The 15,125-nt window shown below is 63.8% G+C and carries 13 protein-coding genes and 1 pseudogene; 11 read left to right on the forward strand and 3 right to left on the reverse strand.

The features are described from left to right. The 7 genes and pseudogenes from KBZ07_RS07225 to KBZ07_RS07255 form a co-directional block, all read left to right on the forward strand. A partial coding sequence (locus tag KBZ07_RS07225) for a PhzF family phenazine biosynthesis protein (protein ID WP_315860145.1) occupies positions 1–930 on the forward strand: 930 nt, incomplete at its 5' end. Beyond that, on the forward strand, positions 930–1,883 hold the full coding sequence (locus tag KBZ07_RS07230; RefSeq protein WP_254930978.1) for a SpoIID/LytB domain-containing protein: 954 nt from the start codon (positions 930–932) through the stop codon (positions 1,881–1,883). The genes KBZ07_RS07225 and KBZ07_RS07230, both read left to right, overlap by 1 nt. Then, positions 1,873–2,700, forward strand: a complete 828-nt coding sequence (locus KBZ07_RS07235) for an ATP adenylyltransferase (RefSeq protein WP_254930979.1) — start codon at positions 1,873–1,875, stop codon at positions 2,698–2,700. Before KBZ07_RS07230 ends, KBZ07_RS07235 begins: the two co-directional genes overlap by 11 nt. Before the next feature lie 103 nt (positions 2,701–2,803). Further along, a complete protein-coding gene (locus tag KBZ07_RS07240; protein ID WP_254930980.1) occupies positions 2,804–3,685 on the forward strand; it encodes a sigma-70 family RNA polymerase sigma factor in 882 nt (293 codons plus the stop codon). A 347-nt stretch (positions 3,686–4,032) separates the two neighbouring features. Then, positions 4,033–5,610, forward strand: coding sequence for a DUF3370 family protein (locus tag KBZ07_RS07245; RefSeq protein WP_254930981.1), 1,578 nt, complete (start codon positions 4,033–4,035; stop codon positions 5,608–5,610). A gap of 2 nt (positions 5,611–5,612) precedes the next feature. Further along, positions 5,613–5,741 (forward strand): annotated as a pseudogene (locus KBZ07_RS16285) (ribbon-helix-helix protein, CopG family); the annotation flags it as partial. 210 nt (positions 5,742–5,951) lie between these two features. Then, positions 5,952–6,653, forward strand: coding sequence for a J domain-containing protein (locus tag KBZ07_RS07255; protein ID WP_254930988.1), 702 nt, complete (start codon positions 5,952–5,954; stop codon positions 6,651–6,653). A 693-nt stretch (positions 6,654–7,346) separates the two neighbouring features. Here the strand turns inward: KBZ07_RS07255 and KBZ07_RS07260 are convergent. Next, entirely contained in the window at positions 7,347–7,841 is a 495-nt protein-coding gene (locus KBZ07_RS07260; protein ID WP_254930982.1) for an allophycocyanin subunit alpha-B, read from the reverse strand. Between the two features lie 114 nt (positions 7,842–7,955). On the opposite strand from KBZ07_RS07260, the gene rlmD reads away from it, so the two are divergent. Beyond that, positions 7,956–9,311 (forward strand): 23S rRNA (uracil(1939)-C(5))-methyltransferase RlmD, encoded by a 1,356-nt coding sequence (rlmD, locus tag KBZ07_RS07265; RefSeq protein WP_254930983.1) that lies wholly within the window; start codon positions 7,956–7,958, stop codon positions 9,309–9,311. Here the strand turns inward: rlmD and pheT are convergent, their stop codons facing one another. Further along, positions 9,312–11,762 (reverse strand): phenylalanine--tRNA ligase subunit beta, encoded by a 2,451-nt coding sequence (gene pheT, locus KBZ07_RS07270; protein WP_254930984.1) that lies wholly within the window; start codon positions 11,760–11,762, stop codon positions 9,312–9,314. 112 nt (positions 11,763–11,874) lie between these two features. Here pheT and rpmG point away from each other — a divergent pair, with 112 nt between their 5' ends. The 3 genes from rpmG to KBZ07_RS07285 are packed head-to-tail and all read left to right on the forward strand — an operon-like array spanning position 11,875 to position 14,379. Then, complete coding sequence (rpmG, locus tag KBZ07_RS07275) at positions 11,875–12,069, forward strand: 50S ribosomal protein L33 (RefSeq protein ID WP_197148830.1); 195 nt, start codon at positions 11,875–11,877, stop codon at positions 12,067–12,069. A gap of 47 nt (positions 12,070–12,116) precedes the next feature. Then, entirely contained in the window at positions 12,117–12,338 is a 222-nt protein-coding gene (gene rpsR / locus KBZ07_RS07280) for a 30S ribosomal protein S18 (RefSeq protein ID WP_254930985.1), read from the forward strand. A gap of 46 nt (positions 12,339–12,384) precedes the next feature. Next, positions 12,385–14,379, forward strand: a complete 1,995-nt coding sequence (locus KBZ07_RS07285; protein WP_254930989.1) for an RNB domain-containing ribonuclease — start codon at positions 12,385–12,387, stop codon at positions 14,377–14,379. A gap of 15 nt (positions 14,380–14,394) precedes the next feature. Here the strand turns inward: KBZ07_RS07285 and KBZ07_RS07290 are convergent. After that, positions 14,395–15,125 (reverse strand): FAD-dependent oxidoreductase (locus tag KBZ07_RS07290; RefSeq protein ID WP_254930986.1); only part of this gene is annotated, 731 nt, incomplete at its 5' end.

Here is a 15,125-nt window from a genome sequence, read left to right on the forward strand (position 1 = left end):
CCTGCGGCCCGAAATGGTCGAGCCATGAAGACGGCCCTGCCGGCCCTGCTGGTGGAGGCCTTCGCGGCCCGCCCCTGCAGCGGCAATGGGGCCGCAGTGGTGCTGCTCGATCAGCCCCTGGGTGATGGCTGGCTGCAGGGGATTGCCCGCAGTCTTAACCAGTCGGAAACCGCCTTCCTGCTCCAACAACAGGGGCAGTGGTGCCTGCGCTGGTTTACCCCAACCTGCGAGGTGCCCCTTTGCGGCCATGGAACCCTGGCGGCCCTGCTCGCCCTGGGCCACTGGGGGCTACTCCAACCAGGCCAGCGCTGCCACCTGCTCAGCCGCAGCGGCCCCCTGGAAGCGACCCTCGGCGACTCCGCCTGCACCGGCCAGATCGTCTTGCCCAGTGGGGGGCTGATCCCTGCTGAGGCCTCCAGGGGGCTGGTTGGCCTGCTGGAGGCCCGCTTGGGCGCCGGCCCAGTGGCCTACTGGAGATCAGAGCTGGGCTACCGGGTGGCCCTGCTGCCACCCGGTAGCCCCCTGGAGGCCATGGCAGGCCTGGCCGGGGAGCTGGAGCCCCAGGATCGCGGCGGCCTGATCTTGATGCTCGATTGCGGTGACAGGCCCCAAGAACTACGCCCAACCGTGCTCGGCCAACCGGCCGATTACCAGTTGCGGTTTTTTGCCCCAGGCCTGGGGATTGCCGAGGATGCCGTTACCGGCTCAGCCCATGCGCTGGTGGCACCGTTTTGGCTCAACCATCACGGCCGCAAGTCCGTGGTGGGCTGGCAGTGTTCGCACCGGCCTGGCGGAATGGTCTGCGAATTGGCATCCTCAGGCATGATCCGTCTCAGCGGCACGGGCCATCTTCTGTGGAACGGCACCTTGCATGGGCAAAGCGATGGCTCCGGGGCAGACTCCTGGGCCTCCCTGCTAGCCGCAGGCTGATGCTGGTGGCGCCGATGGCCCTGGTGGCTGTTGCAGTTGGTTTTGCTGCCCAGGGTCTGGCGCCCCAGCCCTATGGCGCTGCCCACGGGGAGTTGCTCGACGCCCTGATCGACACCCCAGCCCCAGCCGCTGACACCGCCAGCGAAGCGGCCGAGTTGCGGCGGGTGGAGGCCCGCCGGGCCGCGGTGCCAGACCAACAAGCAGCCCCGGGCAAGATCGGCCTGGTGGAGCCGGAAGCCGGCCCGCCGGTCGATCTGGAGATTCGCGTGGCCCTGCTCAATGCCGGTGCTAACCCCACCCTGTCGGCCAGCGGGGCCTGGCAACTTCTGAATCGACAAGGCATGGTGCTGCAGCAGGGAGGTGCTGGAGAGCAGGTTTCCCACCCTGCCCTAGGCAGCTCCGAATCCGAGGCCTGGCTCCAGACCAATGGATCAGCCCTGCTGGTCAATGGCCAGCCCTATGGCGGCAGGCTGCGCCTGATCCGTGAGCAGGGGGGACTCATGCTGGTGAACCACCTGGGGCTGGAGATGTACATAGCCGCCGTGGTAGGGGCCGAAATGCCGAGCAGCTGGTCGATGGAGGCCCTGCGGGCCCAAGCGGTGGCTGCTCGCTCCTATGCCCTGGCCCACATGGCCAGGCCAGCCAATCGCCATTGGCATTTGGGCAACACCACTCGCTGGCAGGCCTACAAGGGGCTGGGGCGCAGCAACACCAGAACCCGCTCAGCCACAGCCAGTACCGCCGGCCTGATCCTGAGTTACCAGGGAGGAATTGTCGAAAGCCTCTACGCGGCCAACCGCCAGATCAGCCTGGAAGCCCATGGTCACCTGGGAGCCAGCATGAGTCAGCACGGAGCCCAGGATCTTGCCCAGCAGGGCTACCGCTACAACCAGATCCTCGGTCACTTCTACCAGGGCGCATCCTTGGCACGCCTCAAGGCCGGTGCGCTCTGAGCTCCTGTGGCGGCGGGCGCTGCAGCGCTCGGCTGAGGCAGAGCTGGCTGGCGCCCTGGTGCCCCTGGCCACAGAGCTGCTGGAGTTGCCGCAGATCGGGCCATTTGTCCTGCGCCGCCTCTTGAGTGCCACGCCCAAGCATCTGCGCCAAGGGGGCCCCAAAGCCAACCCCTTCCTGCCCTGGGAAAGGGCTCTGGAGGTGGGCCGGCTCGGCTCAGGCCATGTGGTGCTGCTCAACAAGTACCCGGTGCAACCTGGCCACCTGTTGCTGATAACCCAGGACTGGCAGCCCCAGTCGGGCTGGATCAGGCCAGAGGACTGGCAGGCCGTGGGCCATCTGGCAAGGGATACGGCCGGGCTGTGGTTCTTCAACAGTTCTGCCCCAGCTGGGGCAAGCCAGCCCCACCGCCATCTGCAGTTACTGCCCAGGCGGGCAGGGGAAGCGAGCTGCCCCCTGGCGGCCATGTGTGAAGCCCAGCTGCAGCAACGGCAATGGCCATGGGCCTATCGAATCAGCAGGCGCCATGACCCGACTGGCTGCAGCGATCTGCCTGATCTCTACCGGCACCATGCCGAGCAACTGGGCTTGGGCTCGCCCCAGCAGGATTGCCAGCCCCTGCATCCCTACAACCTGCTGTTCGATGACCGTTGGTTGTTGACAGTGCGGCGCAGCCGCGAACACTGCGCTGGCTTCAGCATCAATGCCCTGGCCTTTGCGGGATACCTGCTGGCCACGGAAAAATCCGATCTCAGCTGGCTAGAGCAGCAGGGTCCCTGGCAGCTGCTGCAGGCGGTCGCCAGCCCAGCAACTGGGTAGATCCGAGGAGCATTCCGTAATTCCACGGTTGCAGCAGGGGCAGAGGTTGGGGCTGTTTGGAAAGGAAGGGGTCCACTCCCCTGCCTGATGCCCAACTATTTCGATGTCCGACAAGTCCAGAGCCACCGACGCTCCAACAGCTACCCAAACGAGCAGGAATCACCTCCAGCGCAACCAAAGGGTCGACCAATACCGCACTTTGGTCACTCCCATTGCGGTGCACTACGGCCGCCGCTGCCCCGAACCGATCGAAGATCTGATCCAGGTTGGTCTACTGGGTCTGCTGCGGGCCGCCGAACTCTTTGACGCCCAGACCCGAACTCCCTTCGAGGCCTTTGCCAGGCCCCACATTCGCGGAGCAATCCTCCACTACCTCCGGGATTCAGCCCTGGCCGTGCGGTTGCCACGCCGTCAGATGGAGCTCCACGACAAACTGCGTCAGGTGCAGGCGAACTGGCACAAAACCCATGGCCAAGAGGCCAGCTCGGAGGATCTGCGAAGGGCCCTAGACCTGAGTATCCCCCAGTGGCAAGAGCTGCAAAGGGGTAAGGCCATGGCTAGGCCGATCGGTCTGGCAGATGGGGTGATCGACGCCTGGGCCGAACAGGCTGTCGATCGAGAAGCCGGGTCAGCTCAACACGGATCAGCTGAACATGGATCAGCTGAACATGGGTCAGCTCAACAGCCTGGCGAAGATGGGGAGACTGAGTATCAGTTGAGACTGAAACGTCAGTGGGACCATCTTGAGCCCGACCTTCGCCGAGTGGTCGACAAAGTGGTGCTATCTGGGTGGACTTACAGGCGCACCGCAGCCCTGCTGAAGGTGAGTCCCATGACGGTGCAGAGGCGGCTCAAGCGCGGGCTGGCTGAGCTGCGGCGAGGGCTGGACCGTTCGGCCAATCCCGCGATCAGCAGCAAGCTCAGTAGCCCGATCAGCTGCACGAGCTGCCGCCATCGCGGACAATCTGCTGCTCCAGCGTGCTGATCGCCGCGTTTACAGCGGCCAACTGACGTTCGACCCCATCGCGCCAAAACTGAAGCATGCGCAGTTTGCGCTGCTGGTGGCGGCGCCAGTTGTCGTGGCCGCCCTCGTCGCCAACTGGACAGCAGCCAAAGGGGGGAAACATGAGAAAGTGGATGAAAGCCCAGTGGTTCTAGCGAGCCAGAGCGGTGAGCCGAGTGCCGTGTTTCCCCCCAGAAATGGCCATGAAACAGCGCTCGCTTGACCAATGCTTCAAGCTCAGAAGCGCTGACCAGATTGCCTCCAAGGCCAAATCCCTCGACAAGCCCCATCTGCTTCTTCATTTGAGATCAGTCGACTGCCGCTCCCCAATGGGCCCCCTGCCCCTGCTGCTTGCCCTGGCCTTCGGCATGGGTGGCATTGGCTTGGAGGCACGCCCGGCAGCTGCCTATGTGGCCCTGATGGCCGGCCAGAAAGCCCAGCCCCTCAATGGCACCTTCAACAAGGTGCCCGTTCTCCATTCCAACCAACCGGAGGAGGTTGAGGGACCCGGCATTTTGATCAACACCGCCCCTGGCTACGCCTATGCGGCCGAAACCGGCCAACCCCTACGCAACGCCCAATACAATTTCAACCGCGAATTTGGGGTGCACATGCACCACAAATACTTTCCACCTAACCGGAGCCAGATCTCCCGCTCATCTCGTCGGCCTGAACTCACCCTTGCATTGATTCTGATCAATCCAGGTGGGCGCGCGGTCCATATCCGATTTGAGAACGGAGCTGTGCGTAACAGCTTTGAAGCCCCCTATCTCCAGGAATACAAGATGGGGGTCAGGCCGCTTGGGCCCAGGCCATGGAATACGGGCCCTGGTGATGCAACCGCCATCCAGGTCCTGCGAGGCAAGCTTGATCCAAAGTTGGCCGACGAAATCACTATTCCAGCGCGCAGTCGCCTTGTTCTGTTTCAAACCCAGCTTCCCGCCCTGGGGATAGCCAATGCCCTGCTCAAGGGACGCAGTGACGGCCCGTTCCAGATGGCGGTGGTGGCGGCCAAGCAAGCCACCAGCGATTGGGATCTGCTGGCCGTGTTGGACCAGGGAAGGCTGGCCCCGGGCAGGGTTTACCTCAATCGCATTGCTGATATCAACGGGCGTCGGGTTTTTTCTCGGGTTGGTGGCGTGGCGATTGGGGATGGGTACCAGGCAAGCCTCTCCCATGATTTGGATGCCAATGGCCCCCTGCATGTGCCCCTAACAAGCACCATCCGCCATAACTTCGGCACCCGTGAAGTACAGGTCAATCCCCTGGCCAGCCGCATGGTCGATTCCTCCCTAGACAACGTCGGCACCTACGGAGTGCGATTTGACGTGGACCTCAATCTCAAGGGTTCAGGTCCCTACGAGTTGGTGCTGAGCCACCCGGTAGCCAGTGGCACCTCAAAACCTTTCACGGCCTTTCGCGGCTCCCTGCAGATCCGCTCGGAGGAGGGCCTCCAGGAAGTCCATGTGGGAATGCGTTCAGGTCAGAGCCTTTCGCTCGCACAGTTAAACCTGCGCGCTGGTCAACTGAACCCGGTGCGAATCAGCCTGGTTTATCCCGCCGATGCAACCCCGGGCCATCTATTGAGCATTCTGCCGGCAAGTCAACTTGCATTATTCCAGGCGCGGGAGCGCCAAATAGAGCTGGCACGTAACGCCGCAGGATCTACCCCAGCCCCCGCGCCTATCAGCCCACCTGATTTGACGGAAGCCGACGGGTTGCTGGCGCCCATCGAATTCACACCTATGGCGCCCCTTACCCCGGTGCCCCCGCTGATTCCCCCCCTGACCCCACCGCCCAGTTACCGCGGGAGTCAGCAGAGCCCCATGAGCCAATCTCTCTACGATCGGTATCAACAGGCGCTGGAAGCACAGCAGCAAATGTTGCGCGGCCTGATGGGCCGTTAGGGATGGCTCCAACCCATGAATCGCAGCGGCGCCGCTTCAGCCTGGAGCTTCCGGTAGAACTGCTCGGCAAGATTGACGCGTTAAAAGCAGAATGGGGATTGCGCAGCCGCGGAGATATTGTTGAAAGGCTGTTACATGAACTATTCACAGATACGTCGGCAGCTGAGCAAGCAACAACCCAATTAGACCAGCCAGAACCCGGAGCGACCGAGGACGTAGCCGGAACTGCAGGAGCCTCCACATTCAATGAACAGGGCGCCTTAGTACTGATGTCGAGTGGGGTAAACGGGGATCTTTGCCTCGATTTGGGCGAAGTTGACTTGAACCTCCCAGCTGCGCCAGTGCCCCAGGCCGAACCCCGCCAGGTCGGCATCGATCTACCGGGCTTTGTACGACGCCAGTCAGAGCAGCTGAAAAAGAGCTTGCAGCCCCGCAAGCCTGTGGAGGAATCGCCGGTTGAACTGCTACCACAGCTTGAAAGTGATGCCCTCGACAAGGCCCTTGCCAGAGCCCGCGACCACTGGCTTGAGCTCTATGGCAAAGGAGCCAATGAAGCCGTGCTGGAAGCAGCCATGGTGTGGTTGGCCCAGGACATCTGGCCCCAGAGTGATCAAAGCGAAGGGCAACCATTCAGTTGGTCGCTGGCCTGTGACGTTGTGCTGCATATTGCCCCCAGCTGGGGCAATGAACCCGCCAGCTTTGAGCGCGTAATGGTGATGGCCGGTCTGCTGGAGGACCCGTTCAGTACGTCCACACTTCAACTTCGCCTGCCCACCCTGATCCATCGGTTTGTCCACCGGTTCCGCAAGAGACGCAAGGGAACCTCATTCCAGACCCTGGAGCACACGATGACCCTGCATGGGGCCCTGAAATTGCTCCAGCTGCCAACTGTCCATGGGCACCGACTGACCCTGGGCGAAATTCGGGATGCGTATCGAGAACTGGCCATGAGCCACCATCCAGATTCCGGTGGCAACGAAGAAACGATGCGAAGGCTCAATGAGGCCTACCAACTGCTGAAGGAGCTTTACCGCAAAAACTAGTGTCTTACAGGTTTCACCCTGGTCGCACAACTTGTCTCCAGACAAGTCCCGGCTGAGACAACTGATAGCGATGCGACGGGCCATCCCTGTCAGTGAAAATAGCGCTCTCTTTGTACCCCTATAAGACTACTGAAGAGACCCAAGCCGAGACCCAGGCGAGAAAATATAACAGGCGCGTACGTCGCGCTTCATCTCGTGCTGCTTACCTAGGTCCTTTTCTGAGACCCACTAAGCGTCTAGCCTTGGACGCATCAGATCATTTTTTCTGGGGTCGAGTTGCGGGGCACGGCAGAGGGATTAGTCAGATACACCCCATAGAAATCACGAAAATTGGCAGATTCCCCATGCAGTAGCCAAAGCAATAGCCAAAAACTTCTCCATAGCCACATAGCTGGAGCGCTCGTAAGCACGGTCCACTGGGCATGGACTTCGGTCCAGAGGCAAATTCCTGCCTCAAATGCATTCCCGCCACTGCCTTAGGAATCTTGCGTAACTGTGTCCTACGCAGGTACGCAAGTTTTAAGGAGCGGCTGCCCGCAATGGCCCGCCGGGGGCGCAATGGCCAATCGGGACCGCGATGGTTCACCGGTTCCACACTCTTGCGTCTCATTTGAGACCATTTACAAGTCCAATAAAAAGGCCCAGATGGGACGCGCGGCCATCTGGGCAAAGTGGGTCAGTAGGGAAGGCGCTTCAGGTGCTGGTCTGCATTCCCTGGATCAAGAAGTCAAAATAGGGGCCAGCCAAGGCGGCTTGCTCGGCGCTGAGCAGGGAGATGGCCGCATCCTTAATGGTTCGCATTGCCTCGACCATGCCCGGCATCGGCACCCCAAGGCTGTTGTACATCTCACGGGCGCCCACCAGACCAATTTGCTGGATCATCTCGGTGCTGCCGGCTAGGACGCCGTAGGTGACCAGCCGCAGGTACCAGCTGTAATCACGCAGGCACTGGGCCCTCTGCTTCTGGCCGAAGGCATTACCTCCAGGAGCCACGTAATCAGGCTTGCGTTGGAAGAGTTGGCGTGCCGCCTCATCCACGATTTTCTTTTCGTTGTCTGTCAGCGACCTCACCACCGTGAGCCTCTCGGCTCCCCGGCTGAGGTACTCCACCATCGATCGCAGCTCGCCGCCACTGGGATAGCGCAGCTGATCATCTGCCTGGAGGATCAGATCCCGAACGACGCTCATCGCAGCGACCACATGCGCCTCTAACTGTATCGACTCAGCCGCTGAACCAGGCCATGGGCGGCAAAGGTGTAACGCCCCTTCGCACGACGTAGGGTGAAGGATTGGCCAGCGCGCTTGGAAAGCCTCACCACCGGCAACAGCGTGGCGGTGACCATCACCGGCCTCTCCCATGACGGCCAAGGAGTGGCCCGATTGGACGATCGGGTCCTTTTTGTGGCGGGTGCCCTGCCGGGGGAGCAGGTTCAGGTTCGGCTGACCCATAGGGCCAGGCGCCACTGGCTGGCGGAGCTTCAGGAGGTGAAGACCCCAGCTCCGGAGCGGCGCAAGCCCCCCTGCATCCTGGCCGACAACTGCGGTGGCTGCAGCCTGCAGCACTTCGAGGATCGGGGCCAGCAGCACTGGAAGCACCAGAAGGTGGTAGATGCCATGCGGCGCATTGCCCACCTGAATCAGCCCGTGGCCCCATTACTGGCCTCCGCCGATGGCCTGGGTTATCGCAATCGGGCCATCATCCCGCTGGAGCGCTGCGAAGACGGCCGACTGCGGGCGGGCTTCTACCGCAGGGGCAGCCACAGCATCGTCAATATGAACCACTGCCCGGTACTGGATCCGCGCCTAGATGGCCTGATTGCCCCTCTCAAGGCAGACCTGGAGGCAAGTGACTGGCCCGTTGACCGGGATTGCCGTGAGGGGGGTGGGCTGCGCCACCTGGCGCTTCGCATCGGCCACCACAGCGGCGAGCTGCTGATCACCTTGGTGAGCAGTCACGCCGATCTTGATGGGCTGGAGTTCCTGGCTGGCCAATGGCTGGGGCGCTGGCCGGAGCTGGTGGGGGTCTGCCTGAACCTCCAACCCCATCCGACCAACACCTTGATGGGAGAGGAGACCAGGGTGGTTGCCGGCCGGGGCTGGTTGCGGGAATCGTTCTGCAATCTCCAGTTGCGGATTGGGGCCGACACCTTTTTTCAGGTCCACACCCAGCAGGCGGAGCGGGTTGTGCCCCTGCTGTTATCTGCCCTGGAGGCCATCCCAGCCGGAGTGATGGTTGACGCCTACAGCGGCATTGGCACCTACAGCCTGCCGGTGGCCGCGGCGGGCTGGCATGTCCACGGCATCGAGCTCAGCCAGGAGGCGGTGAATCAGGCAAAAACCAATGCCAGCGAAAATGGCCTTAGCGGTCGGGCTTCCTTTGAAACCGGTGTGGTAGCCCAATGTCTAGCTGAGCACCTGGGCCATTGCGATGCCCTCTTCCTAGATCCCCCCCGCAAGGGACTCGAACCTGTGACGATTGGGGCGATCCGGGAACATCCCCCTGCCCACCTCATCTATCTCAGCTGCGATCCGGCCACCCTGGCCCGCGACCTGGCCATGCTTGTGGCCGAGGGGCTTTACCAGTTGGAGTCGCTGCAGCCGCTCGATTTCTTCCCCCAAACCAGCCACGTGGAGACCTTGGCAGTGCTGAGGCGGTGATCAACAGCGCAATTGGGCCCCGAACTGTTTTTCCAGGGCGGTCTGAATGCCGGCATTGGCCAGATCCACCTCCTCGTCGGTGAGGGTGCGCTTGGCATCGCGGTAACGCAGCCGGAATGCCTGACTGCATTGGCCACTTACCAGCTGTTCACCCACGTAACGATCAACCAGTTCGGCTTGCTCCAGCAGGGGTTTGCCGGCCTTGCGGATCAGCTTGAGCAGGTCGGCTGCACAGACATCGGCCGAAACCACAACCGCCAGGTCCCGCTCCGATGCGGGCACGGTCGCAAAGGGCGCAAAGGCGGGCTGCCAGCGGTTGCGCCGGGTGGCTGCGGTCAGCAGAGCGTCCAGTTCCAACTCGAACACGTAGGTGCCCAGCGGTAGATCCAAATCCCCGGCCTGCTGGGGGTGCAGTTGGCCAAACCAGCCACCGGGGCGACCCTCGACGACCAGCTGGGCAGCCCGGCCCGGGTGGAGCAGGGGATGGCTGGCCAGGGGCCGATCTTCCGTGGGAATCGCCAGTGCCCCTAGGGCCTGCTGCAACACCCCCCTGGCCTGGTAATAGGTGGGCGGCTGGGCCTTGGCACTGGTGCTCCAGCGCTCTGAACGACGTTCACCGCAGATCACCCCCACCAGCAACTGCCGAGCGGATTGGTTCGCATCGGAGCTGAAAACCTGGCCGATTTCAAAGGCCCAAAAGCCTGATTGCCCGCTTTGACAGTTGCGGCGGGCAGCGGCAAGCAGCTCGCCATGGAGGTTGTCTCGCAGGTAGCCGTAGTCGGCCAGGAGAGGATTGGCCAGGGGAATGCGCCCAGGAGCCGCCGCCACCAGCGAGAGGCTGCAGGCCTCCTGCAACCCAGCGGCGGTCAAATGGCGCCTGAGCCGCCGCTCCGCCTGCTGGGCAGGATCGAGCCCACCGGGTTCTAGGGGGTCGGGCAGGTGGCAGGCGAATTGGTCGTAACCCACCAGGCGGGCCACTTCCTCGATCAGGTCCACCTCCCGTTGCAGATCAATCGAACGGGCTGGGGGGACGCTCACCTGCCATCCCTCGCCGCTTTCGAGCTCCTCCATGCAGCAGCCCAAGGCGCTGAGGGTAGAAGTAATGCGTCCATCGCTGAGGTCAGCCCATGCACCGTCCTGCTGCACCGGCCCCAGCAGGTTGTGGAGGGCGTCCCGACGCAGCTCGATGGGCTGAAAAGGAACTTGGGGACGCTGGTGCAACCAGCGCCCGGTGACCTGGGCGCCGCAGAGTTCCGTTAGGAGGGCAACGGCACGGTTAGCAGCTGGCAGGGTGTTTTCCGGTGGCAGACCTTTCTCAAAACGGCTGCTCGCCTCGGTGCGCAGCCCCACGCTCCGGGAGGAACGCCGCACGGCCTGGGGGGCAAAGACGGCCGCTTCCAGCCAGATTGCCGTGGTGCCGCCATGGACGGCTGACTCCGCGCCGCCGATGACCCCGGCCAGGGCAATTGGCTTGTCTCCGTAGGTCACCACCAGGGCCTCAGCGCTGAGCAGGTGCTGGGTGCCATCCAATCCGGTGAAAGGTTCACCGCTGCTGGCTTGACGCAAGCCCATGCTCTCGACCTGGGCCTGGCCTGGACCAGTTATGGAAGCAAGCCGCTGGGCGTCAAAGGCGTGCAGGGGTTGGCCGGTTTCGAGCATCACCAGATTGGTGATGTCGACCACATTGTTGATGGGACGGAGACCAGCCTTCTCCAGCCGCTGTTGCAGCCAGGGCGGGGAGGGGGCAACCACAAGGGAGTTGAGCCCGGTAATGCTGAACAGCCCCCCCTGCTCCATGGCGGCCCTGGTCGATTCGCCGACGCTGAGCGGGGCGCTGGTTATGGGCTCGGCTGGGGCACCGAAGTGGGTTTGGCCGCCCACCAGGGCTGCCACTTCCCGGGCAATGCCCTGCATTGACATTCCATCGGGCCTGTTGGCGGTGATCGCCAGCTCCAACACCTGGTCGTCCAGACCCAGGCTGGGCCCCACCGCTGTGCCCAAAGACGGCAGGTCCGCCAGCAGGTCATCGAGGATGGCAATGCCATCAGCTTCGGCCGGCAGTCCAAGTTCGGCGAGGGAGCAGATCATGCCGCTGCTGGCCACCCCGCGAAGCTCGGCCGGCTTGATTGTGAGCTTGACGGCAGGCAGGGTTGCCCCGACGAGGGCAACTGGCACGTGGATCCCTGCCCGCACGTTGGGCGCACCGCAGACGATTTGAAGGGGTTCACTGGATCCCACATCCACTTGACAGACGCTGAGTTTGTCGGCGTTGGGATGGGCCTGGCGATCGCGCACAAAACCCACTACCACCCCTTCGGCACGGGCAGAGAGGTCTTCGATGGCGTCCACCTCAAAGCCTGCCAGCGAGAGCCGCTCAGCAAGGGCATCTGCGACAAGAGTCTGGCCAGGGGCGCTCACCAGCTCCTGCAACCACTGGAGCGAGACGCGCATTAAGCCGTTGCTTCAAGTAGGTCGATCCTAGGGATCGGTCGGGGAGGGGTACAGCGGGCAGGTAAGGTGGGCCCTTGTCCTTTCGCATCGCATTAGCGGCGCAACGTCCTTCATGGCTAAAAACAAGGGCGTCCGGATCGTGATCACTCTTGAGTGCACTGAATGCCGGTCCAACCCCGCCAAGCGTTCTCCAGGTGTGTCCCGCTACACCACCGAGAAGAACCGTCGTAACACCACCGAACGGCTGGAACTGAAGAAGTTCTGCACCCACTGCAACGCCACCACGGTGCACAAGGAAATCAAGTGAGTGCTTGACGCACTTCCGATTCTCGTCACCTGCCGTTCTCCCCAACCATGTCCAGTTCCTTCTTCAAAAAACGCCTTTCGCCGATCAAGCCGGGCGATCCCATCGATTACAAAGATGTGGATCTACTCAAGAAATTCATCACCGAAAGGGGCAAAATCCTGGCCCGCCGGCTCACCGGCCTCACCGCCAAGCAGCAGCGCGACCTCACAAACGCGGTCAAGCGGGCCCGGATCGTGGCCCTGCTGCCATTCGTGAATCCAGAGGGCTAATTCGCTGGCCTCCCCAACCCTCCACGACGGCGACCTAGTCGGCGTGCTGGAGTCCCACGCAGCCCAGCTGGCCGTCGTGGAGAGCCTGCAGGGCAGCAAGGCCCGCCTGAGGGTTGGCTTCGAGGCCAAATCCCAGCTGTTGCCGCAACGCCAGCTGGAGCTGCTCTGCCCCCTGCGCGGTGCAACTGCCCCGCCCCTGCGGCTTGGGGCAGAGCCCTGGGCCCTGAATCCGGCGGCCATCGAACGAGCCCGTCCCGAGCGTCGCGCCTGGGGCGCAGCCTGGCTCCTGTTGCTGGAATCGGATGAGACTATTGGGATAGGTGATTTCACCGACCTGGTGTGTGGTGGTGCCGGGCCGGCCCAGGTCGCGGCCTGCTGGCTGGCCCTGGTGGGAGGCCAGAGCTGGTTTCGCCTGCGCCAGGGGCAGATTGAACCCCGAAGAGGTGCGGAGTTGCGCAACCTGCGCCGTGATCGGCACCGCAAGGCCCTGATCGAGCAGCAGGAGCGGGCCTGGCTGGACCTGCTGCGGCGCCGCCAGCCGCCTGGACCGGGCCTGAACCCAGACCATCGCCAGCGCCTGGAGCTGCTCAAACAGCTGGCCGGCGGCAGCATCGAGCTCAACGAACTTGCTGCACCCCTGCGCCAGAGCCTCACGGCCCTGCACCTGGGCAGCGATCACGGCGCCCTGCGCCATCTGCTGGTCGAGTTGGGCCAGTGGGATCCCCACCAGTTGCTCTCCATGGCGGGGACGCCCTGGAGCAGCGGCTTCAGCACTGCCCAAGAGGCTGAGGCCAGCCGCCTGCTTGCCCTTCACCTAGCCCCACTGCCAAGCGATGGGGCGCGCCTGGATCTCAGCGGCCAGCGCTGCGTCACCATCGACGATGACGACACGCGCGACATCGACGACGGCCTTGGTCTGGAGCGCCGCAACGACGGCAGCCTGCGCCTCTGGATCCATGTGGCAGATCCGGACCGGCTGATCGAGGCCGGCTCGCTGCTCGATCTCGAGGCCTGCCGCCGCGGCAGCAGCCTCTACCTGGCACGCGGCAACCAGCCGATGTTTCCGGAGGCCCTCTCCACCGGCCCCTTGAGCCTGCGCCAGGGAGTGCGCTCGGCCGCCTGGAGCACCTGGGTAGAGCTCGACGACGACGGAGCCATCGCGGCCTATGGGATCACACGCAGCTGGGTGAAACCCACCTTCAGGCTCAGCTACGCCGATGCCGACGAGCTGATTGAGCTAGCCCCCCCCCAGGAGCCAGACCTGGCCGATCTCGAGCGGCTCCTGCAGCGGCGCCGGGCCTGGCGGCTAGGCCAGGGAGCCCTGCTGCTTGACCTGCCTGAAGGCCGCATTCGCTGCCGCGACGGCGAGCCGGTGCTGGAGGTCAGCGAAGTTTGCCCATCACGCCAGCTGGTGGCCGAGGCGATGGTGCTCGCCGGGGCCGTCGCCGCCCGCTTCGGCATCGAGCAGGGCCTGGCTCTGCCCTATCGCAGCCAGCCGCCGGCAGAGCTGCCACCGGCCGCTGAGCTCCAGGCCCTGCCCCAGGGGGCCGTGCGCTTCGCCGCTATCAAGCGCTGCCTCAGCCGTGGGCTGATGGGCACCCAGCCGGCCCCCCACTTCAGCCTGGGACTGCCGGCCTATGTGCAGGCCACCTCCCCGATTCGCCGGTACGGCGATCTGGTGGTGCAGCGCCAAATCGGTGCCCAGCTCAGCGGCGGGCCGGTGCTCGACGAGCCCGATGTACGGGCCCTGATCGAGCAGTTTGATTGTGCCGTGCGCGAAGGAATCGGCATATCCCGCGAAGATCAGCGCCACTGGCAGCAGGTGTGGTTTGAAACCCACCGCACTGGCCAGTGGCAAGCGGAATTTCTGCGCTGGCTGCGACCCCAGGACCGGCTGGCTCTGGTGCGCATCGACGAGCTGGCAATGGATCTGGCCGCGGATTGTCCCCAGGGTGCCCAACCCGGCGCAGCGCTGCTGCTGCGGGTGCAGCAGGTGGATTCGCTGCGGGACCAGCTGCGGCTGGTGGCAGCTTCCGGATGAGCCCGGCTGGGTCCCTCAAGCCAGCCGCGACACCCGCAGCCACGGCCCCCAGGGATTGCAGCAGCCGATCAGGGCCACCAGCTGGCCGCTTTGCTGGGCCGCCAGCCAATGGTGCATGGCGGGCTCCAGGGTGATCAACTGCCAATCGCCTAAGCCGTCCTTGCGCTGCAGCCGGTAACCACCTTCACCGTCGCATCGCAACTCGCCCTCGAGCAGCTGCTCAGCCGGCTCGGCAGGAGCTACCGCAGGATCGAGGCGGGCTGGCCAGCCCTGCAGGCTGCCGCCTGCGCCAAGCAGGGCCGGATCCCGCAAGGCGGCCCGCTGACGGGCCGCCCAATCCGGATGGTGCCAGGGGGTGTCCCACAGGGGCATCGGCCCGGCCGGGGCGAGGGCATCACCGATCAGGGCCTCCTGCAGCAGCCGGGGCGCCAATTCCGCCGGCAGGCAGCCAATCCGGATACAGAGCGCTGCTGCCGCACCAGCTGCCTGGCCCGTATTGAGAATCAGGGGCTGGAGGCGGGTAGCGCCGTTGGCCATGTGACTAGTGCTGGTGGCCTTATCGGCCGCCAATAGGTTGTCGACCCCGGCGCTCACCAGGGCACCGTAGGGAATGGTGAAGGGCGTGCCGCTCCAACGGCCACCCCAACGGCAACTCTTGGAGGCCAGGGGCCAATCGGGCCCGGGATAGTGGTCATCGTTGGCGTAGTTGCCCACGGCGATTGCACTGAGCTGGCCGTCATCGCCCC

The organism is Cyanobium sp. BA20m-14, assembly GCF_024346295.1.